The following is a 25,793-nucleotide window of genomic DNA, read 5'->3' as shown; positions in this document are numbered from 1 at the left end:
CCCGTCGACAGCGCCTTCGGCGGGACGGCGCGGCCCGCGGAGGGGCAGGCCCGCGCGGTGCCGGCGGAGGCCGTCGCTTCCGGGCGGGTGACGTCCGTCGGGATGACGGCGGTGGCCCCGGCGGTCGTCGCGTGGGCCGGCGGTCCCCCTCCCGGCGGGTGACGTCCACGACCGTGCGCCCGTCGTTGTCACGCAGTTCGCCTGGCGGGATGGCGGGTGCGACGAGGCTCGCGTGGGGGGAGGCCCGCGAGGTCCCGGCCCGCGGTGCCGGCGGAGGCCGTCGTTTCCGGGCGGGTGACGTCCGTCGGTCTCCGCGGTCGTCGTCGCATCGGCCGGGCGGGGCCCCGGCCCGTGGGGGAGGAGGTCCACCTGGCACCGGCGCGCGGTGTCGGCGGTCAACCCGGCGGCCGTTGCCCGGGTCGGCGGTGGTCCTTGCGGCCGGTGACGTCCCCGCCCGCCCGTCGTCGTGCGGCAGCGGGTCCGGCGGGTTGGCCGGGGGCCCGGCCCGGGCGACCTCGGGGTGCGGGGACGGCGGACGCTGCGACCGCCTCCGGCCCGGTGACGTCCGCGCTCGCCTACGGCAGCACGTCCGGCGGGACGGCCGGCCCGTACGGGCACCGGTCACGGCGGCCGCGGCCCCGCGGGCGTCCGTAGCCGCGTGGGGCGGGCGGTGCGACGATGGGCGCATGGCGCCCTACGCAGAGCCCCTGCCGCACGAGGAGATCGAGCACCGTCTGACCGAGCTGCCCGGCTGGTCGCTGGCCGACGACGGCGTGAGCCTCCAGCGCACCTACCGGCTCCCGCATCTGCCGGGCGCGGTCTTCGTGGTGCACATCGCGCAGATCCAGGACGAGGTCAACCACCACAGCGATCTGACGCTCGGCTACAACACGGTCGGCGTCACGGTCACCACGCACGCGGCCGGCGGCCGGCTCACGGCCAAGGACTTCGACCTCGCCCGCCGTATCGAGGACATCGCCCCGGCGCACGGCGCCGCGTAGCGCGTTCGCCCCGCGGGACCCTCCCGGCCGGCGCCTCGCCGCCGGTCCGGGTGCCGTGCGCGCCCCGCGGAGGCCCGGTACCCCGCGCGCAGATCCACCACAGCGATCCGACGCTCGGCTGCGCCTTGCCCGCCGTGTCGAGGACATCGCCCCGGCCCGCGGCGTCCCGCACGGGGATCCGCCGCCGGCCGGGGCGTCGAGGGGGTCGCTCGCCCGGGTCAGGCCTCGCCGGGGTAGTGGACGCCGATGCGGTCGCGGACCGTGTCGAGCGTCCGCATCACGGCGAGGCTGCCCTCCACCGGAACGAGCGGCGACTCGGTCTCGCCCGCCCGCAGGCAGCGCATGACCTCCATGGCCTCGTGCTGGAGGCCGTGCAGCCCGCGCGGGCCGCCCGCGGGGGTGGGCAGCGGGCCGAAGACCTCCGGCTCGCTGCCCTCGCGGTGCAGCACGAAGTGCTCGGGGTAGAAGAAGCCGCGCGGGAACTCGATCCGGCCCGTCGTCCCGGTCACCACCGCCGTGCGGGCCGTGTCGGCCGCCAGCGAGCAGCTCAGCACCGCCATCGCGCCGCTGTCGTAGCCGAGCACCATGCCGGTGGCGTCGTCGACGCCCTCGGGGGTGAGGTGCCCCCAGGCCTGGACCTCGTCCGGTTCGCCGAGCAGCAGATGGGCGAAGGACACCGGGTAGACGCCGAGGTCGAGCACCGCGCCGCCCGCCTGGGCCGGGTCGCGCAGCCGGTGGCTGGGCTCGAACGGCCCGGCCAGGCCGAAGTCCGCGTGCACCGCCCGGATCTCGCCGATCGCCCCGTCGGCCACCAGGCCGGTGAGCCGGCGGATCACCGGGCTGCAGTACATCCACATCGCCTCCATCAGGAAGCGGCCGTGCCCGCGCGCGAGTTCGGCCAGCTCGCGCGCCTCCACCGCGTTGACGGTGAGCGGCTTCTCGCACAGCACGGCCCGCCCGGCCCGCAGGCACAGTCCCGCGGCGACGCGGTGCGCCGAGTGCGGGGTGGCGATGTACACCACGTCCAGGTCCTCGTCGTCGGCGAGCGCGGTCCAGCTGCCGTAGGCGCGGGGTACCTCGAAACGGTCGGCGAAGGCGCGCGCCGCCTCCGTACTGCGCGAGCCGACGGCGACGAGCTCCGCGTCGTCCTTGAGCTCCCGCAGGTCGCTCGCGAACGCCGACGCGATGCCGCCGGTCGCGAGGATGCCCCACCGGATCCTGCGCCCGGACCCGGCGGAAGAGGGTCCGCCGGCACCGCCGACGGAACCACCGACTGAATCACTCACGGATCTGCCCCCACCTGGTCTCATCCACCTTGCGATGGCTGAGAGCATAGAGAACGATTCATCGACCACGGAGACGCAGATGCCGGAAGCCGGCCCGATCCCGCCCGACCAGATATCCACACCGCGGCCGCCGACCCCGGTACGACGCGCCGCAGACCGCCCAGGAGGCCCTACCGGACTGCTGGTGACGTTCGTCCTCGGCGCCCTCTCCGCGCTCCCCGCGCTGTCGATGGACATGTATCTGCCGGCGCTGCCGCAGGTCACGGAGTCGCTGCGGAGCCCGGCCGTCACGGTGCAGCTCACCTTGACCGCGTGCCTGGCCGGACTGGCCCTCGGCCAGATGGTCGTCGGCCCGATGAGCGACCGCTGGGGCCGCCGCCGCCCGCTGCTGGCGGGCATGGTCCTGTACGTGCTGGCGACCGCCGTGTGCGCGTTCGCCCCGAGCGCCGGGCTGCTGATCGCCTTCCGGCTGCTCCAGGGCCTGACCGGCGCCGCGGGCATCGTCATCGCCCGGGCCGTCGTCCGCGACCTGTACGACGGGGTCGCCATGGCCCGCTTCTTCTCCACGCTGATGCTGATCTCCGGGGTGGCGCCGATCGTCGCCCCCGTCATCGGCGGCCAGGTGCTGCGGCTCACCGACTGGCGGGGGGTCTTCGTCGTGCTCACGGTGGTCGGCGCGCTGCTGATCCTGGTGGTGTGGCGCTCCCTGCCGGAGACTCTGGACCCGGCCGACCGGCACCGCGGCGGCCTGGGGGAGACCCTGCACACGATGCGCGGGCTGCTCGCCGACCGGGCGTTCACCGGCTACATGCTCACCGCCGGGTTCACCTTCGCCGCCCTCTTCGCCTATGTCTCCGCCTCCTCGTTCGTGGTGCAGGAGATCTACGGAGCCTCCCCGCAGACGTACAGCCTGCTCTTCGGTCTCAACTCCATCGGCCTGGTCGCGCTGGGCCAGGTCAACGGCAAGCTGCTGGTGGGGCGGGTCAGCATGGACAAGGTGGTCGCCGTGGGCCTGGCGGTGATCACGCTGGCCGCGCTCGCCCTGCTGGCGATGACCTCCGGCGTGTTCGGCCGGGTCGGGCTGCTGCCGGTGGCCGCGGGCCTGTTCGTCCTGATGTCGGCGATGAGCCTGGTGCTGCCCAACACCAACGCCCTGGCGCTGATGCGCACCCGGCACGCGGCCGGTTCCGCCTCCGCGCTGCTGGGCACGACCTCCTTCCTCGTGGGCGCCGTGGCCTCGCCGCTCGTGGGTGTCGCGGGCGAGGACTCGGCCGTGCCGATGGCGCTGGTGCAGCTGGGCAGCGTGCTGGCCGCGGCGGTCTGCTTCGTCGGGCTGTGCCGCCCCTGGCGGCGTACTGTGGATGCACGGTGATCCCTGCGATCATTGCCGTGCCGAGTCAGGAGGCAGTGATGACCGAGCCGATCGACGAGAGCAAGTGGGCCTGGAAGACCGCGGACAGTTGCCTGCACACCGGGTCCGAACACATGATCGATCCGGAGGACCTGGTCATGGCCTCCGGACGTGAACCGACTCCGGCCCGGCTCGAACAGGCCCGCAAGTTGCTGGAGGAGCATGGCCCCGCGGTTGTCGAGAGGTACCTGCCCTGACGCGGAGCTGCGCGCGGACGAGTTGAACCGGCTCGTCGGGGACATCACCCCCTTTCTGGAACCCTCGCCCGCCTCCGCTTATCCCTGGTGCGCGGGGGCCGTCGTACTCGCCGGGCGCGGCGGCACCGTCGCCCTCCACGAGGCCGCGGGCTGGGCGGTGCGCTACCGCGGGTACGACGAGGGATCGGGTGGCGGCGTCGAGCTGCCCCGGGAGCAGTGGGTGCCGATGCGGCCCGACACCGTCTTCGACCTGGCGTCGCTGACGAAGCTGTTCACCGCGGTGGTCGCCGTGCGCCGGCTGGAGCCGGACCGCGAGGTGGCGTACTACGTGCCCGAGTTCGCCGCCGCGGGCAAGCAGCGCATCACCGTGCGGCAGCTGCTCGACCACACCTCCGGGCTCCGTCCCGAACTGCCCTTCTACGACCGGGCCGACGCGGAGGCCCGGGCCCGCCTGCTGTGGGAGGAGGAGCCGGTCGCCGCGCCGGGCGCCGGGCGCGTCTACTCGGACCTCAACCTCATCGCCCTCCAGCACGCCCTGGAACGCGAGACCGGCGAGTCCGTCGACGCGCTGGTGCGCGAGGAGATCACCGGCCCCCTCGGCATGTACGACACCCGCTACAACCCGCCCGCCTCCTGGCTGCCCCGGATCGCCGCCACCGAGGACCAGCGCCGCCCCTGGGGCCGGCTGGACCGCGGCATGCTGCGCGGCTCCGTGCACGACGAGAACGCGTACGCCATGGGCGGCGTCGCCGGCCATGCGGGCCTGTTCTCCACCGCCTGGGACCTCGCCCTGCTGTGCCGCTCCCTCCTCGACGCCGGGGGGCCGTACCCGGGCTTCGAGACGGACGCGGCCTGGTTCATGGGGGCCCTCGCCGGGCGCGGCGCGGCCGGGCACACCGGTTTCACCGGGACCAGCCTGGTGATCGACCCGGCGACCGACTCGTTCCTCGTCCTGCTCGCCAACTCGGTGCACCCGTGCCGCCTTTGGCGCGACGGAAGCGCTCCCCGCGCGGCCGTGGGGACCCGGTTCGCCCGGGCGCTCGGGGTCGCGTGAGCGCGGCCGTGCCCGGCGCCGCCGACCTCGCGAAAGTGGAATATCGTCATTAAGGGGACGGTTCGATTGTTCGGGGGGTGAGGTCCGCGGCCGGAAGGGGACAGCATGCGGAACCCCGCCGGAGTCGCCACCGACGCCGACGGCACCGGGGCCGCTGCCCCGCGCCCGGGACCGGAGCTGCTCGACCCCCCACTGCTCCAGGTGGCCCGGGAGACCGGCGCGTCCATCGGCCTGGTCTACCTGCTGGCCCCCGACGGCGAGACGCTGAGCCTGGCGACGCTGGTCGGCGGTCCGCAGTCGTTCGCCGGGCTGTGGGCGCGCATCGGACTGGCCCACCGCACCCCCGTCTCCGACGCGGTGCGCGACGAGCGGCTGGTCTGGCTCGGCGGCCCCCAGGAGACCGCACGGCTGTACCCCCGGATCGCCCTGGTGCTCCCGTACGAGTTCGCGCTCGCCGCCGCCCCGATCACCTCCGGCGGCAGGACCTGGGGCGGCCTCGTGCTCTTCCTGCCCGGCTCCCACGCGCCGCAGATGTCGCTGCGGGAGCGCAGCACCGTTCGGGCCGCCTGCCACCACCTCGGCGTACTGCTGCGGGAGGCCGCCGACGAGGGAGCCCCGCCGCCCTGGGGGCACGAGCCCAGGATGCTGTCGCCCCACCGGACCCGCGTCCACGGGCCCGGTGAGGCGCTGGCGGCGGCCGGCCTCGCGGAGCGGCTCCCGGAGGCGTCCTTCGCGCTCGACCTGGAGGGCCGGTTCACCTTCGTCACCCGGGCCGCCGCCGACCTGCTGGGCGCGGAGATCCCCGCGCTGCTCGGGCACCGGCCCTGGAACGTCCTGCCCTGGCTCGGCGACCCGCTCTTCGAGGACAGCTGCCGCGGCGCGCTCATCAGCCTGCGGCCGGCCGCCCTCACCACCCTGCGGCCGCCCGACGCCTGGCTCTCCTTCGAGCTGTACCCGGACCCCTCCGGCATCAGCGCCCGCGTGGCGGCGGCCCCCGCCCCCGTGGACGCCGAGACCCCCGCCGCGCGCCTGCCCGAGACCGGCGCGCAGGACCGGGCGGTGGCGCTCTACCACCTGCTGCACCTGGCCGCGACGCTCACCGAGGCCGTCGGCGAGCAGGACGTCATCGACCAGGTCATGGAGCAGATGCTGGCCGTCTTCGGGGTGCAGGGCGTCTCCCTGCTGACCGCGGAGGGCGACCGGCTGCGGATCATCGGCTACCGCGGGTACACCGAGGAGCTGATGGCCGAACTCGACATGGCCCCGCTGAGCATGGGCAACCCCGCCGTACGGGTCATGCGGACCGGCGTCCCCGGCTTCTTCGCCACCGTCGCCGAACTGCGCCGGTTCTACCCCGCCGCCGAGGTCCGCGACACCAAGGCGGCCTGGGCCTTCCTGCCGCTGATCGCCTCCGGCCGCCCCGTCGGCACGATGGTGCTCGCCTACGACCGGCCGCACCCCTTCCCGCCGGGGGAGCGCAGCGTCCTCACCTCCATCGCCGGCCTGATCGCGCAGGCACTCGACCGCGCCCGGCTCTACGACGCCGAGCACGACCTCGCCATCACCCTCCAAGCCCGCCTGCTGCCCCGGGCCCTCCCCGAGATCGCCGGCCTGGACGTGGCCGCCCGCTACCTCCCGGCCACCCAGGGCATCGACATCGGCGGCGACTTCTACGACGTCATCAGCCTCGGCGCGCAGATGACCGCCCTGACCATCGGCGACGTCCAGGGCCACAACGTCAACGCCGCCGCGCTCATGGGAGAGGTCCGCACCGCCGTCCGCGCCACCGCGGGCGCGTCCCCCAGCGAGGTCCTGGCCCGCTCCAACCGCCTCCTGGTCGACCTCGACCCCGGCCTGCTCACCAGCTGCTTCTACGCCCACCTCGACCTGGCCAGGAACCGCGCCCACCTCGCCACCGCCGGCCACCCCCCGGTGCTGCTGCGGCACCCCGGCGGCGGCACGGAACTGCTGCGGGTGCCGCCGGGGCCGCTGCTCGGCGTCGACCGCGCCGCGCGCTACCCGACGATCGAGATCCCGCTGCCGCCGGGCACCCTGCTCGTCCTCTATACCGACGGCCTGGTCGAGGCCCGCGGCGTCGACCTCGACGAGGCCACCGCCGCCCTCGCCGACCACGTCGACCGCGCGGGCGACCTCTCGCTGGACGAACTCGCCGACACCCTGGTCGAACAGGCCCGCCGTGCGGCCCCCCGCAGCGACGACATCGCCCTGCTGCTCACCCGCGTGACATGACATCCGGTCCCTGATCCGACCGGACCCTGCCATGATGTGAAACACACGAATGAGGCATGGCGCGGGGGGATACGTGACGCTGACGATGGCCGGCGCGCTGCGCGAGCTGCGCACCGCGCAGAAGTCCGCCAAGGGCGTGTCGCTGTACTCGCGGTACGTGAACCGGCCGGCCGGGCGGGTGCTCGCCGCGGGCGCCTACCGGGTACGGCTGACGCCGAATCAGGTCACGTTGGTGAGCGCCGCCTTCAGCCTGGGCGCGATTGCCGCGCTCGCCCTGGCCGGGCCGTCCTGGCCGCTGGCCGTCGCCGTCTGGCTGGGCCTGGTCGTCGGCTTCGCCTTCGACTCCGCGGACGGCCAACTGGCGCGCCTGCTGGGCCGCGGCAGCCCGGCGGGGGAGTGGCTGGACCACGTCGTGGACGCCGCGAAGATCACCGCGGTCCACTCCGCGGTGCTCATCTCCTTCCACCGCTTCTTCGACCTGCCCTCCGACGGCTGGCTGCTGGTGCCGCTGGGCTTCCAGCTCGCCGCCGTCCTGCTCTTCTGCGGGGGCCTGCTGGCGGACAAGCTGAAGCCCAAGGCCGCGCCCGCCGCCGGTGCGCCGGCCGCCCCCGCGCCGTCCCGGCTGCGCGCGGTCGCCCTGCTGCCCGTCGACTACGGCGTCTTCTGCCTGCTCTTCCTCACCCTGGGCGCGCCGCGGGTCTTCCTGGCCGCCTACACCGCCCTGTTCGCGGTGTACGCGCTCTACCTGGCCGCCTTCCTGGTCAAGTGGTTCCGCGAACTGCGCTGAGCCGCGCCCGGCGGGAAATGGCGGGCGGCCCCGGCCCGCGCTCCGCTACCATCGCGGCATGATCGCGACCGCATCCCCTCGCCGCATGATGCCCCGCTGCCGGGGCTGCTGAGTCGGACGCGTCGCGTTTTCCGAGGCCCTGGACCGGGGCCTCGGCTGTTGTGCGCGTCGGAGCCCCGCCCCCCTTCGCAGGAGGTTCCGATGACCACGCACCCCCCGGGTCCCGCACCCGCCCCGTTCTACGTGACCACCACGATCCCGTACGTCAACGCCCGCCCCCACCTCGGCTTCGCGCTGGAACTGGTGCAGGCCGACGTGCTGGCCCGGCACCACCGCCGCGCCGGCGAGCCCGTGCGGTTCCTGAGCGGCACCGACGACAACTCCCTGAAGAACGTGCTCGCCGCCGAGGCCGCGGGCGTCCCCGTGCAGGAGTTCGTCGACCGCAACGCCGCGGCCTTCGCCGCGCTCGACGGGCCGCTCGCGCTGTCGCTCGACGACTTCATCCGCACCAGTCGCGACCCCCGGCACCGCGCGGGCGTGGAGCGGCTGTGGCACCGGTGCGCGGCGGCCGGCGACCTGTACCGCACGCACTACGAGGGCCTGTACTGCGTGGGCTGCGAGCAGTTCTGGACCCCCGGCGAACTGGTCGACGGGCGCTGCGCCGAGCACGGCACCGAGCCGCAGCGCGTCGCGGAGGAGAACTGGTTCTTCCGGCTGTCGCGCTGGACCGGCGTGCTGCGCGAACTGATCGAGGACGGCCGGCTGCGCATCGAGCCCGCCGCCCGCCGCAACGAGGTGCTGGCCCTCCTCGCCCGCGGGCTCCGCGACTTCTCCGTCTCCCGTTCGCAGCACCGCGCCCGCGGCTGGGGCATCCCCGTGCCCGGCGACCCCGGCCAGGTGGTCTACGTGTGGTGGGACGCGCTCGGCAACTACGTCACCAGCCTGGGCTACGGCGGCCAGGGGTCGCCGGAGTACGAGCGGTGGTGGGCGGGCGAAGGACGCCGCGTCCACCTGGTGGGCAAGGGCGTACTGCGCTTCCACGCCGTCTACTGGCCGGCCATGCTGCTGTCGGCCGGACTGCCGCTGCCCACGGACATCCTCGTCCACGACTACCTCACCGTCGACGGCCGGAAGATCAGCAAGTCCGCGGGCACCACCGTCGACCCCGTCGAACTGACCACCGCCTGCGGCACCGACGCCGTGCGCTGGTGGCTGCTGCGCGAGGTCCCCAGGACCGGCGACGCGGACTTCACCCGTGAACGGCTCGTCGCCCGCGCCGACGCGGACCTCGCGGGCGGCTTCGGCAACCTGGTCAACCGGGTCGTCACCATGGTCCACCGCTTCCGCGGCGGCACGGCGCCCGCGGGTGGGGTACCGGAGCCAGGTACGGAACGCCTGCGCGCGGCCTGCCGCGACGCCGCGGCGGACGTCGCCCGGGCGCTGGACGAGGTCGACTTCCGCGGCGCGGCCGCCGCCGTGTGGCGGATCGTCGACGAGGCCAACCGCTGCATCGACGAGACCCGGCCCTGGGAACTCGCCCGCGCCGAACGCCGTGACCGCAACGCCCCCGCGGGGGCGCGCCTGGACGCCGTCCTGGCCGCGCTCCTCGACGCCTGCCGCACCCTCGGCGAGGAACTCGCCCCCTTCCTCCCGAACGCCGCGGCCCGCATCGCCGCCCAGTGCGCCGCCGCCCCCGACGGCACCCTCCCGCCACCCACCCCGCTCTTCCCCCGCCTCGCGCCGGCGACGCCCCCGTCGCCCTGACCCCGCGGGCCTTCGGCCCGGTGACCGCTTCCGGCCGTTGTCGTACCCCGATGTGAACGCGGCGGCGGCGCGGAGCGGTTGGGCCGGGCGGCGTGCTCCGGGCGACGTCGCTGTCCCCGCCGGGAGCGCGGCGCGTCGGCCCGTGCACCGCTTCCGGCCGTTGCCGTGCCCGACGTGAACTCGGCCTCGGACGACGGGCCCTGCGGCGCGCTGGTGCGAGGCTGTTGTCGCTCCGGGGGGCGACCTGAGCGGCAAGGGTGCGGGGAACGTCGACGTCCGGCCCGTTTCGCTGACATGCCGTGACGGGGGCGGAAGAACGGCGAAGGCCTCGTGTCGCCCGCCCGGTTGCCGTATCGCCGGGGCGCGGCTCATCGGGCCGAGCCCGTTCCGGGGACGTGCCGCAGATTGGCCGGCGGCCCGGGCGTGGCTGGGGATCGTGATCGCGGTGCGGGCACGGGCGTTCCTCGGACGAGCGCGGCTCGCCCCCGGCGCCGGGTCACGTGCCTGCCTGCGTCGGTTCGAGGCGAGGTTCCTGGTCGGTGGCAGGCGTGGCGGGGTCGCGCGTGGCATCGCCGGTCCTCGCGTCGGGTGGCGGTCTCGGGACCGGTTGTGCGGCCGCCGGGGTGGGCGTTGGGGCGGGGGCCTGGCCGACGGTCAGGCGCTGTGCGGCGCCGAGTGCGACTTCGCGTCGGGTGCCGGGAACGCGCGGGGGTTCTGGCCGGTGCCGGTGATGGCGGAGTCGCTGTGTACGAGGGTGACGCAGGCCCACAGGGGCGCCGGACCCCTGTGCGGCGACCGGGCAACGCGATACGCGACGTGGCCGCTCCTAGCGTCGGGGCGAGCTCGCCCTGGGCGCCGGTTAGGCGCTTGCCGGGGTCGGTTCGGGGCCGGGGGGCTGGCTGGTGGCAGGTGTGGTGGGGTCGCGGTGACCTGCGAGGGCGGGCAGGCCCTGCGCGGCGGTCAAAGCGCGGCCGGGCAGCGGCATATGGGCGGCCTCGCCCTGGGCGCCGGTTAGGCGCTTGCCGGGGTCGGTTCGGGGCCGGGGGCCTGGCCGGTGGCAGGTGTGGTGGGGTCGCGGTGACCTGCGAGGGCGGGCAGGCCCTGTGCGGCGGCCAAAGCGCGGCCGGGCAACGGCATACCGGCCGCCTCGCCCCGGGCGCCGGTTACGCGCTCGCCGGGGTCGGTTCCGGGCGGGGGTCCTGGCCCGCCGTGGCGGGGTCGCGGCGGAGGAGGGTGACGCGGGTCCACAGGACGGCGGCCTTGAGGGCGGAGCCGATGGCGAGGCCCCAGGCGGCGCCGGGGACGGCGGCCAGGGCGTAGCCGGAGATCATGAACGCGATGGAGGCGAGGGAGAAGACGACCTGGATGGGGAGGGTCGCCCGCGGCTGGAGGACGCGCAGCGTGAGCAGGGCGCTGGTGCCCGCCGCGATGGCCGCGTACTGGGTGCCGGTGGCGGCCAGCAGGCCTTCCGCGGCCTGCCATGTGGCGCCGAGGAGCTGGCGGCCGAAGCGGTCGGGCAGGGCTGTCAGCACGCCCGTCCACGCGGCGGCGACGGCGGCCAGGATCCCGGCGAGCACGGCGGTGGCCCGGACCTGGCCGCGCATGCCGGGGACGCGGCCGAGCAGGGGCGGCCCGAAGGCGGTGGCGGAGTTGAAGAGCACGTTCATCGGGCCGAACAGGGTCGTCGTACCGCGCAGTGCACCGACCGCCAACGGGCTGGCGAACAGGCCGAGTCCGACGACCGCGAGCTGGCTGGAGGCGTTGCCGACCCCGTACTCCACCACGAAGCGGCGCCCGAGGTGCCCCTTGCGCAGGAAGCGCCGCAGGTCCGTCGGGGCGCCGCGCAGCCGGGGGGCGAGCAGTGCGATGCCGGCGAGCAGTGCGGGCACGGCCGACAGCCCCCATACGGCCACCAGGCGCGCGGGCCCGGTGCCGTGGGGCTGGAGGGCGAGCGCGGGCAGGGCGACGGCGAGCCGCAGCACGTCGCCGACGAGGGCGAGATGCGGCAGGCGCAGGGTGGAGAAGCAGTAGCGCAGCCCGTCCTGGGTGAGGACCAGGGGCAGCACCAGCCCGAGGACCGCGAGCGACTGTGCCGTCGCGCCCGGGACGAGGGCGAGCACCGCCGCCATCGTGGCGCCGGCGACCGTCGAGGCGACGGCGACGAAGCCGGCCGCGGAGCGGCAGGCGGCGCGGACCGCGGAGTCCTCGCCGCGTTCCAGGACCAGCGCCTGGCCGACGTAGGAGACGTTGATGCCGAGCAGTACGGAGAAGACGGCGTAGACCATCGAGAAGACGGAGAAGCCGGCCGCGCTGGACAGCCGGGCGGCGACCACGAGGACGAGGATGTTCGTGAGCGCGGCGACGCCCTGGTCGAGGACGGAGCAGACGATGGCGGCCTTGGCGCCGGGCGCCGGCCGTGCCGTCACCGGATCACCGTGCGCAGCGGAATGGTGTCGGTGGTCTTGTCCTCGGCCGGCAGGGCGGGAGCCGTGGAGCCCTCCGTGACCGCGGTCGTGGCCGTGGCCGTGGCCGGCGCGGGGGTCTCCGTGCCCGTGCCGGCTGCCGCGGTGCGTGCCGCGGCGGCCTTGCGGGCGCGCCGGGCGTGCCGCCGCTTGGCCCACCGGCCGCCGCCGGGCGAGCTGTGCAGTACGGAGCCCAGCACGGTGCTGCCCGCGCCGCTGATGAGCTGCCGCACCCGGTCCAGGTCGGCGCGGTGCACGGCGTGCGGGTCGGCGACGACGAGGACGCCGTCGATGCGGTCGGCCAGCGCCAGCGCGTCCGCGTAGGTCAGGACCGCGGGGGCCAGGACGACGACGGCCGACCCCGGCTCGTCGGCCTCCGCGAACAGCCGGCCGGCCGCGGCGGAGGTGAGCGCGCGGGCCACATTGCGCACGCGGCGTCCCGGCACGAGGTCGAAGGAGCCCGACTCGCCCGCGTCGACGGGCACTTGGATGCCGGCCGGCCAGCCGCCCTCGCTGAGCTGGGGGGTGCGGGCCCAGCCGGGCCGGGAGCCGTCGGCCGCGCGCAGCCGTGCCGACAGCCCGGGGGTGCGCAGATCGGCCTCGACCAGCAGGACGTCCATGCCCATCTCGGCGAAGGACGCGGCCAGGTTGACCGCGACCGCGGCGGCGGTCTCGCCGGTGCCGCGCGGGGCGACGACCAGCAGCCGCCGCCGGTCGGCGAAGCGCTGGTCGTAGGCGAGCCGGAAGGCGACGGAACGGTACTCCTCGGCGATCCGGGGGTCGGCGTGGTCGACGGCGAGCAGCGGCCCGTTCCTGGTGCGCGGCAGTGTGCCCAGCACGGGTGCGCGCAGCGCCCGCACCACGTCGCCCTCGGAGCGCGCGTTCGGGTCGAAGACCAGCCGCACCCAGGCGGCGAGCAGCCCGACGGCGACGCCGACGAGCGCGCCGAGACCGAGCATCATCGGCAGCCCGGGGCCGGAGGGCGCGGACGGCGGGCTCGCGACGCGGTTCCAGCTGCCGGGGGTGGTGTCCAGCGACTGCAACTCGGTGATGCGGCTGCTGAGTTCGGAGATGCGGCCGACGAGCGTGGCCTGCACGGTGGTGGCCGCGTCGAGGGTGGGCCCCTCGCCGAGGTGCGCGATCTGGGCGTCGAGCTCCTTGCGCTGCTTGACGACCGGGTCGAGCTGCTTCTGCAGGCCGTGCACCGTGTTCTTGATGGTGTTCTCGGTGCTCTCCTTGCGTGCGTCCATGAACGCGGTGGCCAGGGCGTTGGCGCGGCGGGCCGACTCGTCCGCGTCGGTGTAGGTGTACGCGAAGCGCAGCACCACGGTGTTGGGCGGGTTGGTGACCTGGAGGTCGGACTGGAGCTCGGGGATCGCCCGGGAGGACAGCCCGAGCCGCTTGGCGGCGCGCTTGGCGACCTCGTTGCTCATCGCGGTCTGCCGCTCCGAGCCGATGTTGATCGACTTGTCGGGCGAGGACGCCCCGGCGGCGAACGGATCGGTGGTGGCGGCGCGCAGCACCACCTCGCTGGTGGCCACGTAGCTGTCGCTGCCCGTCACCGCCAGGTAGCCGCCGCCCAGCAGGCCGAGCAGCACACCCGTCACGAGCAGCGCGCGGTAGCGGACGAGCTGCCGGAACTGGTCCCGGAGCAGGTCCGGTTCGTCCTGCGCCTCGGACATCTGCGAACCGTGCGGTTGATCGCTCACGTGCGTGGAACCCCCCATGCGTCCGACCCCACAGGATCGGCACCTCGCGTCGTCGTGTCCAGTGCCTCGGCGAGCAGTGCGCTCATCCGTGACAATCCCGCCTCGCGGCTGAGATGCGCCGTCACGTACGCCGGCCCGCGGGCGCCCAGTTCGTCGGCGGCCTCCGGGTCCTGGGCCAGCGCCCTGACGGCCTTGAGGAACGCCTCCGGGTCCTCCGGTGCCACCAGCAGCCCGGCCTCGGAGCGCACCACCTCCTGCGCGGTGCCGCCCTCGGCGGCGACGGAGGCGATGACCGGGCGCCCGGCGGCGAAGTACGAGGTCAGCTTGGAGGGGATGCTCATGTCCAGGACCGAGGCGCGCTGCGTGACCGCCAGCACGTCGGCGGCGGCCAGCACGTCGGGGAACTCCGCGTCCCCGGCGGGCGGGGCGAACTCCAGGTTCGGCACGTCGGCGGCCAGCAGCCGCAGCCGTTCGCGCTGGTTGCCGTCGCCCATGAGCACGATCAGCACCGACGGGTCCCGGCGGGCGGCCTCCACCAGCACGTCCAGGCCCTGTTTGAGGCCCATGTTGCCGGAGTGCAGCACGACCGTCCGCTCCCGGTTCCAGCCCAGCCGGGCCCGGGTCTCCTCGCGCGGGCGCGAAGGACGGGCCACGTGCGACCAGTTGGGGACCAGGCGGATGCGGCCGCGGTCGACGCCCATCGCGGCGACCTTGTCGACGAAGGTCTCGTGGATGACGCCGACCAGGGTGGCCCGCTTGAGCGCGTACGCCTCCGCCGCGCCCGCGACGGCCGCCGCCCGGTCCCCGCCGCGGATCCCGCTCTGCGCCGCCGCCGCGCCCATGAGGTCCTGCACCACGGGTATGTACGGCACGTGGTGCCGGGCCGCGACCCGGGCGCCGATCACACCGCCCGCCAGGCTCGGCATCTGCGCCACCACCGCGTCGGGGCGGATCCGCGGCGCCGCCACCAGCCCGTGCGCCAGTACCGAGGCCTCGAACAGGGCGCGCCGCAGCGCGGTCTGACGGGGCGGCACCGTGTGCCGGCGCCGGTGCACGGTGACGCCGGCGCGCCGCTCCTCGGCGCGCCACATCCCCCGGTACGCCGGGTCGAGCCGCCACGACGGGTAGTGCGGCATCCCGGCGAGCACGTGGACCTCGGCCCCGCCGCCGTCAGGTGCCGCCCAGTGCTCGGCGATCTGCGTGGCGTACGGGCCGATACCCGCGTGCTCGGGTGCGTAGTTGGTGGAGACCAGCAGCAGAGTGCGGCCCTGGAACTCGGGCACGAGACGGACCCCTTCCCCCCAGAAGTGACCAGTAGCTCACCTTAACCGTTCACCAGAGAAACATGCTGCCTTCACGCTAATGTCTGAGACTCCGCAACTCGCGAGAAGGTTGTGTTCCTGTGGGGGGATTGACACCATGTCGCACCGAGTGGGCTATGCGCCCGGGGTCTACGACCTCTTCCACGTCGGACATCTGAACATCCTGCGGCACGCCCGCAGTCAGTGCGACTACCTCGTCGCCGGGGTGGTCTCGGACGAGATGGCAGCCCTCGCCAAGGGCCGCACGCCGGTCGTCCCGCTCATCGAGCGCCTGGAGATCGTCCGCAGCGTCCGCTTCGTCGACGCCGCCTTTGTCGAGACCGTACCCGACAAGCTGGAGACCTGGCAGCAGGTCCGCTTCGACGTCATCTTCAAGGGCGACGACTGGCGCGGCACCGACAAGGGGCTGCGGCTGGAACGGGACTTCGCCACCGTCGGGGTCGAGGTCGTCTACTTCCCGTACACCGTGCACACCTCCAGCACCCAGCTGCGCCGCGCGCTGGACGCGCTGGCCCCGTCCGCCGCGGGGGCCTCCGCGCAGTAGGCGGGGGTCCGGGCGGCGCGCCCGGTCAGCCCAGCAGCCGTCGCCGGTCGGAGCGCAGGGTGGTCACCAGGGCGAAGCAGATCAGCGCCACGCCGATGCGGCCCGAGGCCTGGAGCAGCGGGCCGCGCAGCAGGATGAAGGAGTACCCGGCGATCAGCGGGATGACGATCGCCATGACATTGCCGGGGCGGCGGTCGACGGAGGTCCGCCGGGCGTAGAGGCGGTCGCCGCGCGCCGAGAGGTAGCCGAGGCCGAGGAAGCCCGCGACGACGCCCCCGGCGCCGAAGTCGATCCACAGCTCCGCCCACAGCGGGGAGGAGAGGTTGACGTTCTTCATGCCCATCCACTGGCCGATCATGACGCCGGTGTCACGCGGTTTGCCCGGCCACACCGAGCGCGGGACGAAGAAGAACGCGGAGCCGGCGATCTGCCGGCCGTAGAAGTGGCCGGGCCCGCTGTCGGCGAAGGTGACGGTGTTGGCGAACATGCCGACCTGGTCGTAGTCCTTGACCGCCAGCGGTTCGAAGACCGACGTGGTCTCCACCGGCTTGTAGCCGCCGGCGTCGTAGCGGAAGCGGTCGGCGAAGGGGAAGACCACCAGAGCGCCGGCGACGCCGAGGGCCAGCGCCGCCCGGTACATCGCGGGGCTTCTCGGGAAGGCCGTGAACAGGAAGGAGAACAGCACCGTCAGGAACCAGTAACGGGGGTTGGAGACGGGGTTGTTGACCACCGCGTTCAGCAGCAGCAGGGCACCCCACGTGGCGATGACCAGCGGCCGGCGCCGGGCCCGGCGGGAGGTCACCAGCCAGCGGGTGAAGATCAGCAGGGCCACCAGCGCCGGCACGGTGCCGAAGCCGCGCAGGAAGGCGGAGCCCACGTTGGACTCGGCGGAGGCGGCGCCGTCGGCGCGGATGGTGTCGGTGATCGCCTGCCGGCTGCTGAAGAACACCGCGGGACCGCCGAGCTTGACCACCAGCAGCGCGCTGCCGGCGAAGGCGACCGCCGCCAGCAGGAACACCCGCCTGCGGTGGAAGGACGCCGAGCGCTCCCGCCGCCGGGCCCGCCGGACGGGGCGGTGCCGCGACAGCAGCGCGCCCACGTCGAACGCGGCGCACCCGACGAGCACCAGCGCGACCGCCACCAGCAGGTCCGCCCGGGTGCCGACCACCGGCGTCGGCGTCTGGTCCAGCACGTCCTGGGCGAGCGGGGCGACACCCATCGCCACGTACACGAAGAGCCAGAACGAGCCCTGGATCAGCTTGCGATGGGCGGTCAGCGCCATCACCGCGAGCCGGATGCCCGCGTAGCAGGTCAGCACCATCTGCAACCAGAAGACGCTGTCCTTCACGCCCGGTCCGGGCTGCACGGCGACCAGCGCGGGCAGGAACAGGGCCAGACCCAGGATCAGGGGCACCGCCAGTGCCCGTGACAGCAGCGCCCGCGGCGAGACGGCCGGGACCTCCACCTCCCCCGGCGGCAGGCCCCGCGACTGGATTTCGTGCGTCTGAACTGCCATGCAACAGCCCCCCAACGATTCCCCTCCGGCAGTCTATAGATCCGGCTGCCCCGCAACCGTGTGCGCCGATAATCTGTGCGGACGGTGCCGGGGAGGGCACCGGTGCGGGGGACACGGGGGGTGCGCCATGACGGCACGTGATCTGTCGGCCTTCACACTGGCCGGGTACGACAAGGGGCGGGGCAAGGCGGTCCAGGCCCTGTGGTTCGCCGTGATGAACACCGTCTTCGCCGCCTGGTTCTGCCCGGCGCGGCTGCGGGTCGCCTTGCTGCGCGCGTTCGGCGCCACGATCGGCGAGGGCGTGCTCGTCCGCCACCGGGTACGGGTGCTGTGGCCCTGGAAGCTGACGGTCGGCGACCGCAGTTGGATCGGCGAGGGCGCCTGGCTGCTCAACCTGGAGCCCATCACCATCGGCGCCGACGTCTGCGTCTCCCAGGAGGCGCTGCTGTGCACCGGCAGCCACGACCACCGCGCCGTCGACTTCCGCTACCGCAACGCACCGATCACCGTGGAGGACGGTGCCTGGGTCGCCGCCCGCGCCATCGTGCTCGCCGGGGTCACCGTCGGCCGGCACGCGGTCGTCGCCGCAGGGACCGTGCTCGCCAGGGACCTCCCCGAGCTCACCCTGCACACGGCCGACGGCACGCGCCCGCTCAAGGAGCCCCAGCCATGAAGGTGCTGCACGTCGTCACCCTGCACACGCCCACCAACGCCTTCGGCGGCCCCACCCGGGTCGCCCTCAACCTGGCCGGGGGCCTGCGCGGGCGCGGTGTCGACGCCGAACTCGTCACCCTGGGCGACGGCTTCCCTCCGGGACGGCTGCCCGGCGAGGTGGAGGGCGTGCCCGCACGGGTCTTCCAGGCCCGGCACGTCCTGCCGCGGTTCGAGGTCTCCGGCATCACCTCGCCCTCGCTCCTGGCCGGCGCCCGGCGCCTGGTGCGCTCCGCCGACGTCGTCCACGTCCACCTCATGCGGGACCTGATCACCCTGCCGGTGGCGGTGGCGGCACTCCAGTGCGGCCGCCCGCTGGTGCTGCAGACCCACGGCATGATCGACCCCAGCGACAAGCCGCTCGCCAAGGTGCTGGACGCGCTCGCCACCAAGCGGCTGCTGCGCCGCGCCGACGCCGTCCTGCACCTCACCGCGTGGGAGCGCGGCGACCTGGAGGCCGTCGCCGGCGCGGGCCGCCTGGCCCGTCCCGTACGGCTGCCGAACGGCACCGCGCTGCACCAGCCGCGCAAGCGCAGCGGCCCGCCGACCGTCCTCTACCTGGCGCGCTTCCAGACCCGCAAGCGCCCGCGCGACTTCGCCGCCGCGATCCCCGCGGTGCTGGAGCGGTACCCCGACGCCCGTTTCGTGCTGGCCGGCCCCGACTCGGGGGAGCTGGCGGGCACCTTGGAGGCCGTCCGCGAGCTGGGGGTGACGGACGCGGTCAAGCACGTCGGGCCGCTCAGCCACGCCGAGGCGCTGGAGGCCTTCCGCGCCGCCGACGTCTACGTCCTGCCGTCGGTGGACGAGCCGTTCGCGATGTCGCTGCTGGAGTCGATGTCGGTGGGCACACCTGTCGTCGTACGGGAGTCCAACGGCCTCGCCCCCGACATCGAGCGGGCGGGCGCGGGCCGGGTCGTGCACCGCCCCGGGGACGTCGCCGCGGCGGTGCTGGAGCTGCTGGGGACGGAGGCGAACCAGGCGGCCTCGTCGGCCGCCTGGCGCCTCATCAGGGACGAGCTGTCGCTCGACGCCGTGCTCGACACCCTCCAAGAGGTGTACGAGTCGGCTATGAAGGCGCCCGCTCGCGGGTCTTCAGCCCGATCTGCCACCGGTAGAAACTGAGCGCCAGCGCGTAGTCGAAACCGGCGCGGCCGTCGAGGAAGCCCCGCCGGGCGACATAGGTGTAGCCGAAGAAGAGCAGCGGCTTGAACGGCACCTTCTGGAACAGCCGCCCCTGGCGGGTCTTCAGCCCGCGCACCTGCTCCTTGGTGCCGGGGTGGTGCTCCAGCCACGCCTCCCAGTCGGAGTAGCGGTTGTGCCGGTCGAACCAGGTGCGCACCGGGTCCAGGTCGCGGTGCTCGATGCGCCCCCTGAGCTGCCCGACCGGGCCGTCCGCCGTCGGCTGGTAGTGGCCCTCCTGCTCGCCCATGCCGGGCGCCGCGAGGTCGTCGACCTCCGGGTAGGAGACCCGTGTGCGGTCCAGCAGCGACCGCTTGACGACGGTGTGGCCGCGCCGCAGCGGGCGTCCGGCGAACCAGTACAGCAGCGGGATGTCGAAGGCGGCCGCCGTCACCGGACGGGAGAAGACCTCCCGCAGTTCGGCGAGCAGTTCAGGCGTCGGCACCTCGTCGCCGTCCAGGAAGAGCAGCCACGGCACGTCCGGGTGGACGTTCTCCAGGCACCACTGCTTCTTCTTCGGGTACCCGCCGTCCCAGGTGTACGGGACGACCTCCGCGCCGTGCGCCGCGGCGATCGCGCACGTGTCGTCCGTGCTGCCGGAGTCGACGACCACGACGGCCTCGACGTGGCCGGCGACCGCGTCGACGGTCGTGGCGATGTTCTCGGCCTCGTTTTTGGTGGGGATCGCCACCACCAGGGGCAGCCTGCTCACCAGTTCGGTCATCAGCCCTCCTTGGCCCACGCGAAGCAGCCGCGGGAACCGAAGGTCCTGGCCGCGGCGGTGACGGTGACCTTGTGGGCGGTGCCGGACTTCGTCCCCACCGTCCAGGTGCAGTCCTTGGTGGGGGTCAGCGCCCGGTAGGTGCCGGGCGTGATGACGCGGCCCGCCACCGCCTTGGCGCCGACGGTGTAGGAACCGTCGGCGAAGCCCGTCTCGGCGGCCGCGAGGATCGACTCCTGCTGCGGGCACAGATGGGTGACCGCGCCCTTGGCGCCGCCGATCTGGCCGGTGATGATGCCGCCGATGGCCGCGTCCTTGTCGATCGCGGCGACGGAGGCGATGCGGTCGCAGGTCTCCTGGCCGAGCTGGAGCACGGCGGCGGGGTCGGTGCCCTTGGGGACCCTGCCGGTCAGATAGGTCTTCTCCTTCTTGGTGAAGGAGCCGGTGACCGGGGTCAGTTCGCTCTGGGGGACCTTGGGCCCGCTGGGCACGGCGTCCGAGGCGGGGTCCGCGGGCGCGGAAGGCGCGGTGGTGCCGCCACCGGTACCGGTGGCGGGTGCGGACGCGGCGGCGGGTGCGGTCGCGGAGGGAGCCGGTGCGCCCTGCGCGGACCGGTTGCCGGCGGAGGTGGCGGAGCTGCCGGAGCCGCTCGAGCAGCCGGTGAGCAGCACCGCCGCCGCCGTCACGAGGACGGCGGCGGCGAGGCGGACCCGGCGGGGTGCGCGGGTCATCCGGTGGTTCCGAGGGTGTAGTGCTGGGCGATCTGCGCGGCCGACAGGGCGCTCGGGTAGATCGCGGTCTCGTCGAGGGTGCCCGCGAAGTAGTCGCTGGTGGGGCGGCTGGTCCAGCCGGAGAGACTGTCCCCGCCGACGTGCCAGTAGCCGATGTAGTCCGAGCCCCCGGTGGTGGGGGAACTGGACGCCCGCAGCACTCCGTCGACGTACAGCCGCATCCCCGTCGAGCCCTGCGTGGCGACGACGTGGTGCCACTGGCCGTCGTTGTAGGCCGCCGGGGTGGTGATGGTGCGGTTGCTGCCGCTGCGCACACCGAAGATCAGCCGGCCCGCGTTGGTCATGTAGATGTGCTTGTCGGTGCTGGCGCTGATCTCCGAGGTGCGGTCGCCGAAGCCGACGAGCTTCCCGCCGGAGGCGGTGGTCGTCCTGAACCAGGTTTCGACGCTGAACGCGGATGTGCGGTTGTGCTTGGCGTCGCTGTACGACCACTGCGTCGTGCCGTTGTAGGTGACCGCCGTGCTGGCCGAGCCGGTCAGCGCGCCCGGGCTGACGCCGCGGGTCGGACCGCCGACGTGGTTGCCGCCGTCGTCCGCGGGGGAGGTGTCGGCGGCGAAGGTGTTGGCGGTCTCGTTGTAGCGCCAGTACAGCGTGGCCCCGTCGGCGAGGACCTGCGTCGGATACGCCTCGGGCACGGTCGCCGCGGTCACCGTCTGGGTCGGGGACTTGACGGTGGTGTTGGTGCCGTCGCTCGCGGTCACGCGGTAGGTGTACGTGGCGCCCGCGGTCACGTCGGTGTCGGTCCAGGTGAGCTGCGGGCGCACCCAGGGCAGCGACGAGGCCGTCGTGGTGTACACGGGGGTCGTGCCGCCGTTCTTGTACACGCGGTAGGTCAGCGAACTGTCGTCGAGGTCCAGGCTGGTCTGGATGCGGACCTTGACCGAGCCCGGCGTCACGCTGGAGGCGTTGACGTTCGGCGTGGTCGGCACCCCGGTGTCGGGGCCGGAGGAGAAGCGGGTCAGGCCCTGCTGGGCGACGCCGTTGACGGTGGTGAACTCGCCGCCGACCCACAGGTAGTCGGTGGAGCCGGAGGAGGCCAGGCTCATGGCGCGCGGGCCGATGCCCTCGCCCAGGCCGTCGTTGGTGTCGGGGAACCACCCCAGCTTCGCCGGGTTGTCCACGCGCTGCGCGAGCAGGTGCTTGCGGCGCTGGTTGGGGTACTCGCCCATGGTGCTGCAGTCGTGCGCGTGCGAACCGCTGTACAGCACGTCGTGGTAGACCTCGACCGACTGGGTGGCGCCCAGGCAGGTGTCCCGCCAGCGCTGGTTGAGGTCGCTGAGGTTGAGCGCGATGCGCCCGTCGAAGACGCCGCCGCCGGTGCCCTCGTTGCCGGTGTAGAAGCCGGTCGCGTCGGTGGTGATGTCCTTGACGACCGAGGTGGACGGGATGAAAGAGGAACCGTAGCCCTTGACGACCGCACCGCTGCCGGAGTCGACGACGGCCAGCGCGTGCGAGGCCGTCCCGTTGACGCGGTCGAAGTCGCCGCCCAGGATCGCCCTGGTCCCGTCCGGGGTGAGCGCCAGCGCGCGGCCGGGCCCGTCGCCGTCGGCGGTGAAGGGGGTGACGGCGCCGGTGGTGCTCACGGCCGCGAAGTTGTCGCGCGCCTGGCCGCCGACGGAGGAGAAGTCGCCGCCCAGGTAGACGGTGTCGTCGCTGACGGCGAGGGCGCGCACGGTGGCGTTGACCGCGACCCCGAAGCCGGACTTCACGGTGCAGGTGGCGGTGTCGATGGCGGCCAGGCTGCTGACCGGCGTCCCGTTGACGGCGCCGAAGAAGCCGCCGGCGTACAGGGTGGTGCCGTCCGGTGAGACGGCGAGCGCGCGCACGGTCGCCGTCCCGGAGCCGACGGTGAACGACAGGTTGCAGCCCGTCGGTGCGCCGGTCGCGGCGTCGAAGGCGGCGAAGTTGACCGCCTCCTGCTCGCCCGCGCCGCCGGCCGCCTCCCCGGACGGCCGGACCGACGAGAAGGTGCCGCCCGCGAAGACCGTCCCGTTCGCCTCCGCCATCGCGAAGACGATGCCGTTGGTCTGCCAGGTCGGCAGCGCGTCGGCGGTGATCGACACCGGCGCGGTCAGCGCCCCGGCCGGCTGCGGTGCCACCGCGCCGGCCGCGAGCGAGCCCGCCGCGACGGTCAGGACGGCGGATATGGATCTGAGCTTTCTCATGTGCCCCCCAAGGCCCCCAGAACCCGGGCCTCCCCTTCGGCGCCCGTGCACCGCAGGGTAGGGCGTGGCATACGTCCGATGGACGCGGTTTGAAGAAAAAGTGAGCACTAAGGTGCGCCGAATGTCAGAACGAGTTCCGGACGGTTCCCGGTGCCCGCCGCTTCGCTCGACCACAGCCACAGCGCGTCCGTACCGGCACTGGTGAGCGCCAGGTCGAAGGAGCCGCCCAGCGCCCCGCTCAGCCCCGCGGCGCTCAGCGCCGCCGTGTACGTGGTCTGGGAGGCCGTCGCGCCGCTGAGCGTGCCCAGCACCGCGGCGGACAGGGCCGGCCGGTTGGTGTACGTGGCGCCCGTCTCGGTCCAGGCCCCGGTGACCGGGACGACGCTCACGGTGTCGGCCGAGCCCGCGGTGGGGTCGGAGTTGGTGCGCAGCCGCAGCGCCGCCGACTTCAGCACGGTCCCGGCGGGCGCGGACGGCAGCGCGAAGCGCAGATAGGTGACGTACGCCGAACTGCCGCGCACCGCCAGCGACCCCGAGGTGCCGAAGTTGCTCGACGGCGCCCCGGCGTTGACGTACGTGTCCTCGGCCGCCGCCACCGTGACCTGGGTGTCCTGCGGCGGCGGTGTGCCGCCCCCGCCGGTGCCCAGGGTGTGGTGGGCGGCGACCTGGGCGGCGGTCAGCACGTGCGGGTACACGGCGGTCTCGTCCAGCTGACCGGCGAAGAAGTTGCTCGCCGGCTGCGACGGCCAGCCGCCGAGGTTGTCGCCGCCGACCCGCCAGTAGCCCGCGTAGTCCTGGCTGGTGGTGGTCGTGCCGGAGGCCGACAGGGCCCCGTCGACGTAGAGCTTCATGCCGTCGCCGCCCTGGGTGGCGACCACGTGGTGCCAGGCGCCGTCGTTCCAGGCGCCGGTGGTGGCGATCGTGCGGGTGCCGCCGGAGTACACGCCGAAGACCAGCCGGCCGTCGTTGGTCATGTAGACGTGCTTGTCGTAGCTGGCGCTCAGGTTGTCGTCGACATTGCGGTCGCCGAAGCCGATCAGCCGGCCGCCCGAGGTGGTCGTCGTCCGGAACCAGGTCTCGATGCTGTACGCGGCCGGGCGCGGGTGCCGGGCGTCGCTGTAGGCGTAGTCGTTGCTGCCGTTGAAGCCCATGGCCGTGCCGCCGCCGGGCACCGCGCCTGGACTCTGCCGGTACAGCGGCCCGTTGAGGTAGACCGCGTTGTCGCCGCCCGGCGAGGAGTCGGCGCCGAACTGGCCGGAGGCCTCCTCGTAGCGCCAGTACAGCGTCGCGCCGTCGGCGACGACCCGCGCGGGGTACGCCTGCGTGCCGCCGGCCGCCGTCACCGACTGGGCGGCGGACTGGGCACTGGTGTTGGTGCCGTCGCTCGCGCTGACCCGGTAGGAGTGGGTGGTGCCCGCGGTGACCGAGGTGTCGGTGAAGGTGAGCTGCGGGCGCGACCACGGCAGCGAGGCGCCGGTGGTGGTGTACACCGGCGTGCCGGAGCCGTCGCGGTAGACGCGGTAGGTCAGCGGCCCGTCGTCCAGGTCCAGGCTGGACCGCCAGCGCACCGCGACCTCACCGGCCCGGACGCTGGAGACGTTGACCTCGGGCACGCTCGGCGCCCCGGTGTCGGGACCGGAGGCGAAGCGCGTCAGACCCTGCTGGGCGGCCCCGGCGACGGTGGTGAACTCGCCGCCCACCCACAGGTAGTCGGTGCCGCCCGAGGAGGCCACCGTCATCACCCGCGGCCCCAGGCCCTCCCCGATGCCGTCGTTGGTGTCGGGGAACCAGGGCAGCAGCACCGGGTCGTCCACCGACTCCGCCAGCAGGTGCTTGCGCCGCTGGTTGGGGTACTCGCCCATGCTGCTGCAGTCGTGCGCGTGCGATCCGCTGTAGAGCACCGTGCGGTACACGACGACGGACTGGGTGGCGCCCAGGCAGTTGTCCCGCCAGCGCTGCCCGAAGTCGGAGGTGTTCAGGGCGATGCGGCCGTCGAAGACCCCTCCTCCGGTGCCCTCGTTGGCGGTGAAGACCGCCGTCGCGTCGGCGGTGAGGTCCTTGACCACCGACGTCGGCGGGATGAAGCCCACCGGGTAGGCGCGGGTCAGGGCGCCGCCCGCGGTGTCGACGACGGCCAGCGCGTGCGAGCCGGTGCCGCCCACGGTGTCGAAGTCCCCGCCGAGGACGGCGTGCGCGCCGTCCGGGGCGAGCTGGATCGCCCGGCCGGGCTTGTCGGCGTCCGGGTTCCAGGCCCGCAGCGCCCCGGCCGTGGACAGGGCGGCGAAGCGCGCCCTGGACTGGCCCGCGACGGAGGTGAAGTCGCCGCCCGCGTAGACGGTGTCGCCGGTGACCGCCAGCGCCCGCACCGTGGCCGAGAACGACGGCCGGAAGGAGGCGACCGGGGTGCAGGTGGCGATGTCGATCGCGGCCAGGCTGCTGACGGTGACACCGTTGACGGCGTTGAACCAGCCGCCGGCGTACAGCGTCCGCCCGTCCGGCGAGACCTCCAGGGCGCGCACGGTCGCGGTGCCCGAGCCGATGGTGAAGGAGAGGCGGCAGCCGGTGGGCGCGCCGGTCGCCGCGTCGAAGGCGGCGAAGTTGACGGCGGGCTGCGTGGTCGTGCCCGCACCGGAGGACCGGACGACGGAGAAGGTGCCGCCCGCGAAGACGGTGCCGCCCTGCTGGGCCATCGCCCACACGACGCCGTTGGTCTGCCACGTCGGCAGCGGGTCGGCGGTCATCGCGACCGGTGCCGTGAGCGCCGCGGCGGGCGGCGCGGTCGCGACCCCCGCCCCGGCCAGTGACGCCGCCGTCAGTGCGAGCGCGGTCGAAAGCGTTCTCGCGGTTCCCGCAGTGCGCATGAGCCCCCCAGCCCTCGCGACCCCCGGCGGCGAAGTGACGAACCGCCTGGCACGGCAGCGTA

Annotated in this window: 18 protein-coding genes and 1 pseudogene; 10 read left to right on the top strand and 9 right to left on the bottom strand. The window is 74.1% G+C overall.

Translation table 11 applies throughout. From position 1 onward, the window contains the following. The first annotated feature begins 686 nt into the window (after window positions 1-686). The gene (locus tag ACIP9H_RS31905) at window positions 687-1,001 is read left to right on the top strand and encodes a 4a-hydroxytetrahydrobiopterin dehydratase (RefSeq protein WP_401593058.1); all 315 of its coding nucleotides are present in this window, start codon (window positions 687-689) and stop codon (window positions 999-1,001) included. 218 nt (window positions 1,002-1,219) lie between these two features. On the opposite strand, the gene ACIP9H_RS31900 is transcribed toward ACIP9H_RS31905, so the two are convergent. After that, entirely contained in the window at window positions 1,220-2,218 is a 999-nt protein-coding gene (locus ACIP9H_RS31900) for a Gfo/Idh/MocA family protein (RefSeq protein ID WP_401593132.1), read from the bottom strand. Window positions 2,219-2,321: 103 nt separating this feature from the next. Between ACIP9H_RS31900 and ACIP9H_RS31895 the strand changes: the two genes are divergently transcribed. From ACIP9H_RS31895 to ACIP9H_RS31870, 6 genes and pseudogenes are all read left to right on the top strand, one after another. Then, window positions 2,322-3,659, top strand: a complete 1,338-nt coding sequence (locus ACIP9H_RS31895; RefSeq protein WP_401962267.1) for a multidrug effflux MFS transporter — start codon at window positions 2,322-2,324, stop codon at window positions 3,657-3,659. 38 nt (window positions 3,660-3,697) lie between these two features. Further along, on the top strand, window positions 3,698-3,895 hold the full coding sequence (locus ACIP9H_RS31890; RefSeq protein ID WP_360913503.1) for a hypothetical protein: 198 nt from the start codon (window positions 3,698-3,700) through the stop codon (window positions 3,893-3,895). Next, window positions 3,861-4,943: pseudogene (locus ACIP9H_RS31885) on the top strand (serine hydrolase domain-containing protein); the annotation flags it as partial. The gene ACIP9H_RS31890 and the pseudogene ACIP9H_RS31885, both read left to right, overlap by 35 nt. Window positions 4,944-5,054: 111 nt before the next feature. Continuing rightward, window positions 5,055-7,199: a SpoIIE family protein phosphatase gene (locus tag ACIP9H_RS31880; protein ID WP_401593056.1), complete on the top strand. Its 2,145-nt coding sequence runs from the start codon at window positions 5,055-5,057 to the stop codon at window positions 7,197-7,199. Window positions 7,200-7,284: 85 nt separating this feature from the next. Further along, window positions 7,285-7,986, top strand: a complete 702-nt coding sequence (locus ACIP9H_RS31875) for a CDP-alcohol phosphatidyltransferase family protein (RefSeq protein WP_401593128.1) — start codon at window positions 7,285-7,287, stop codon at window positions 7,984-7,986. A gap of 201 nt (window positions 7,987-8,187) precedes the next feature. Continuing rightward, entirely contained in the window at window positions 8,188-9,750 is a 1,563-nt protein-coding gene (locus ACIP9H_RS31870) for a methionine--tRNA ligase (RefSeq protein ID WP_401593054.1), read from the top strand. Window positions 9,751-10,913: 1,163 nt separating this feature from the next. Here ACIP9H_RS31870 and ACIP9H_RS31865 read toward each other — a convergent pair. The 3 genes from ACIP9H_RS31865 to ACIP9H_RS31855 are packed head-to-tail and all read right to left on the bottom strand — an operon-like array spanning window position 10,914 to window position 15,174. Then, a complete protein-coding gene (locus tag ACIP9H_RS31865; protein ID WP_401962263.1) occupies window positions 10,914-12,176 on the bottom strand; it encodes a hypothetical protein in 1,263 nt (420 codons plus the stop codon). Beyond that, window positions 12,173-13,894, bottom strand: a complete 1,722-nt coding sequence (locus tag ACIP9H_RS31860) for a lipopolysaccharide biosynthesis protein (protein WP_401962261.1) — start codon at window positions 13,892-13,894, stop codon at window positions 12,173-12,175. The genes ACIP9H_RS31865 and ACIP9H_RS31860 overlap by 4 nt, the downstream gene beginning before the upstream one ends. 23 nt (window positions 13,895-13,917) lie before the next feature. Then, on the bottom strand, window positions 13,918-15,174 hold the full coding sequence (locus ACIP9H_RS31855) for a glycosyltransferase family 4 protein (RefSeq protein WP_401962372.1): 1,257 nt from the start codon (window positions 15,172-15,174) through the stop codon (window positions 13,918-13,920). 166 nt (window positions 15,175-15,340) lie between these two features. Between ACIP9H_RS31855 and ACIP9H_RS31850 the strand changes: the two genes are divergently transcribed. After that, window positions 15,341-15,787: an adenylyltransferase/cytidyltransferase family protein gene (locus ACIP9H_RS31850; protein WP_360913513.1), complete on the top strand. Its 447-nt coding sequence runs from the start codon at window positions 15,341-15,343 to the stop codon at window positions 15,785-15,787. Window positions 15,788-15,812: 25 nt separating this feature from the next. On the opposite strand, the gene ACIP9H_RS31845 is transcribed toward ACIP9H_RS31850, so the two are convergent. Continuing rightward, window positions 15,813-17,303, bottom strand: coding sequence for a hypothetical protein (locus ACIP9H_RS31845; protein WP_401593048.1), 1,491 nt, complete (start codon window positions 17,301-17,303; stop codon window positions 15,813-15,815). Between the two features lie 127 nt (window positions 17,304-17,430). On the opposite strand from ACIP9H_RS31845, the gene ACIP9H_RS31840 reads away from it, so the two are divergent. Both ACIP9H_RS31840 and ACIP9H_RS31835 read left to right on the top strand, forming a co-directional pair. Then, window positions 17,431-17,976, top strand: coding sequence for a WcaF family extracellular polysaccharide biosynthesis acetyltransferase (locus ACIP9H_RS31840; RefSeq protein WP_401593046.1), 546 nt, complete (start codon window positions 17,431-17,433; stop codon window positions 17,974-17,976). Continuing rightward, window positions 17,973-19,136, top strand: coding sequence for a glycosyltransferase (locus tag ACIP9H_RS31835; protein ID WP_401593044.1), 1,164 nt, complete (start codon window positions 17,973-17,975; stop codon window positions 19,134-19,136). The genes ACIP9H_RS31840 and ACIP9H_RS31835 overlap by 4 nt, the downstream gene beginning before the upstream one ends. Here ACIP9H_RS31835 and ACIP9H_RS31830 read toward each other — a convergent pair. From ACIP9H_RS31830 to ACIP9H_RS31815, 4 genes are all read right to left on the bottom strand, one after another. Then, entirely contained in the window at window positions 19,081-19,917 is an 837-nt protein-coding gene (locus ACIP9H_RS31830; RefSeq protein WP_401593042.1) for a glycosyltransferase family 2 protein, read from the bottom strand. The genes ACIP9H_RS31835 and ACIP9H_RS31830 overlap by 56 nt on opposite strands. Continuing rightward, on the bottom strand, window positions 19,917-20,645 hold the full coding sequence (locus ACIP9H_RS31825; RefSeq protein ID WP_401962256.1) for a hypothetical protein: 729 nt from the start codon (window positions 20,643-20,645) through the stop codon (window positions 19,917-19,919). Before ACIP9H_RS31825 ends, ACIP9H_RS31830 begins: the two co-directional genes overlap by 1 nt. Beyond that, complete coding sequence (locus ACIP9H_RS31820) at window positions 20,642-22,870, bottom strand: LamG-like jellyroll fold domain-containing protein (RefSeq protein WP_401962254.1); 2,229 nt, start codon at window positions 22,868-22,870, stop codon at window positions 20,642-20,644. Before ACIP9H_RS31820 ends, ACIP9H_RS31825 begins: the two co-directional genes overlap by 4 nt. Window positions 22,871-22,977: 107 nt before the next feature. Continuing rightward, a complete protein-coding gene (locus tag ACIP9H_RS31815; RefSeq protein ID WP_401593036.1) occupies window positions 22,978-25,731 on the bottom strand; it encodes a LamG-like jellyroll fold domain-containing protein in 2,754 nt (917 codons plus the stop codon). Between the last annotated feature and the right edge of the window lie 62 nt (window positions 25,732-25,793).

This window comes from Streptomyces sp. NPDC088732 (assembly GCF_044751205.1).
Lineage (GTDB): Bacteria > Actinomycetota > Actinomycetes > Streptomycetales > Streptomycetaceae > Actinacidiphila.
The sequence above is the reverse complement of the archived record's forward strand: the minus strand, read 5'-3'. Positions and strand labels throughout refer to the sequence as shown.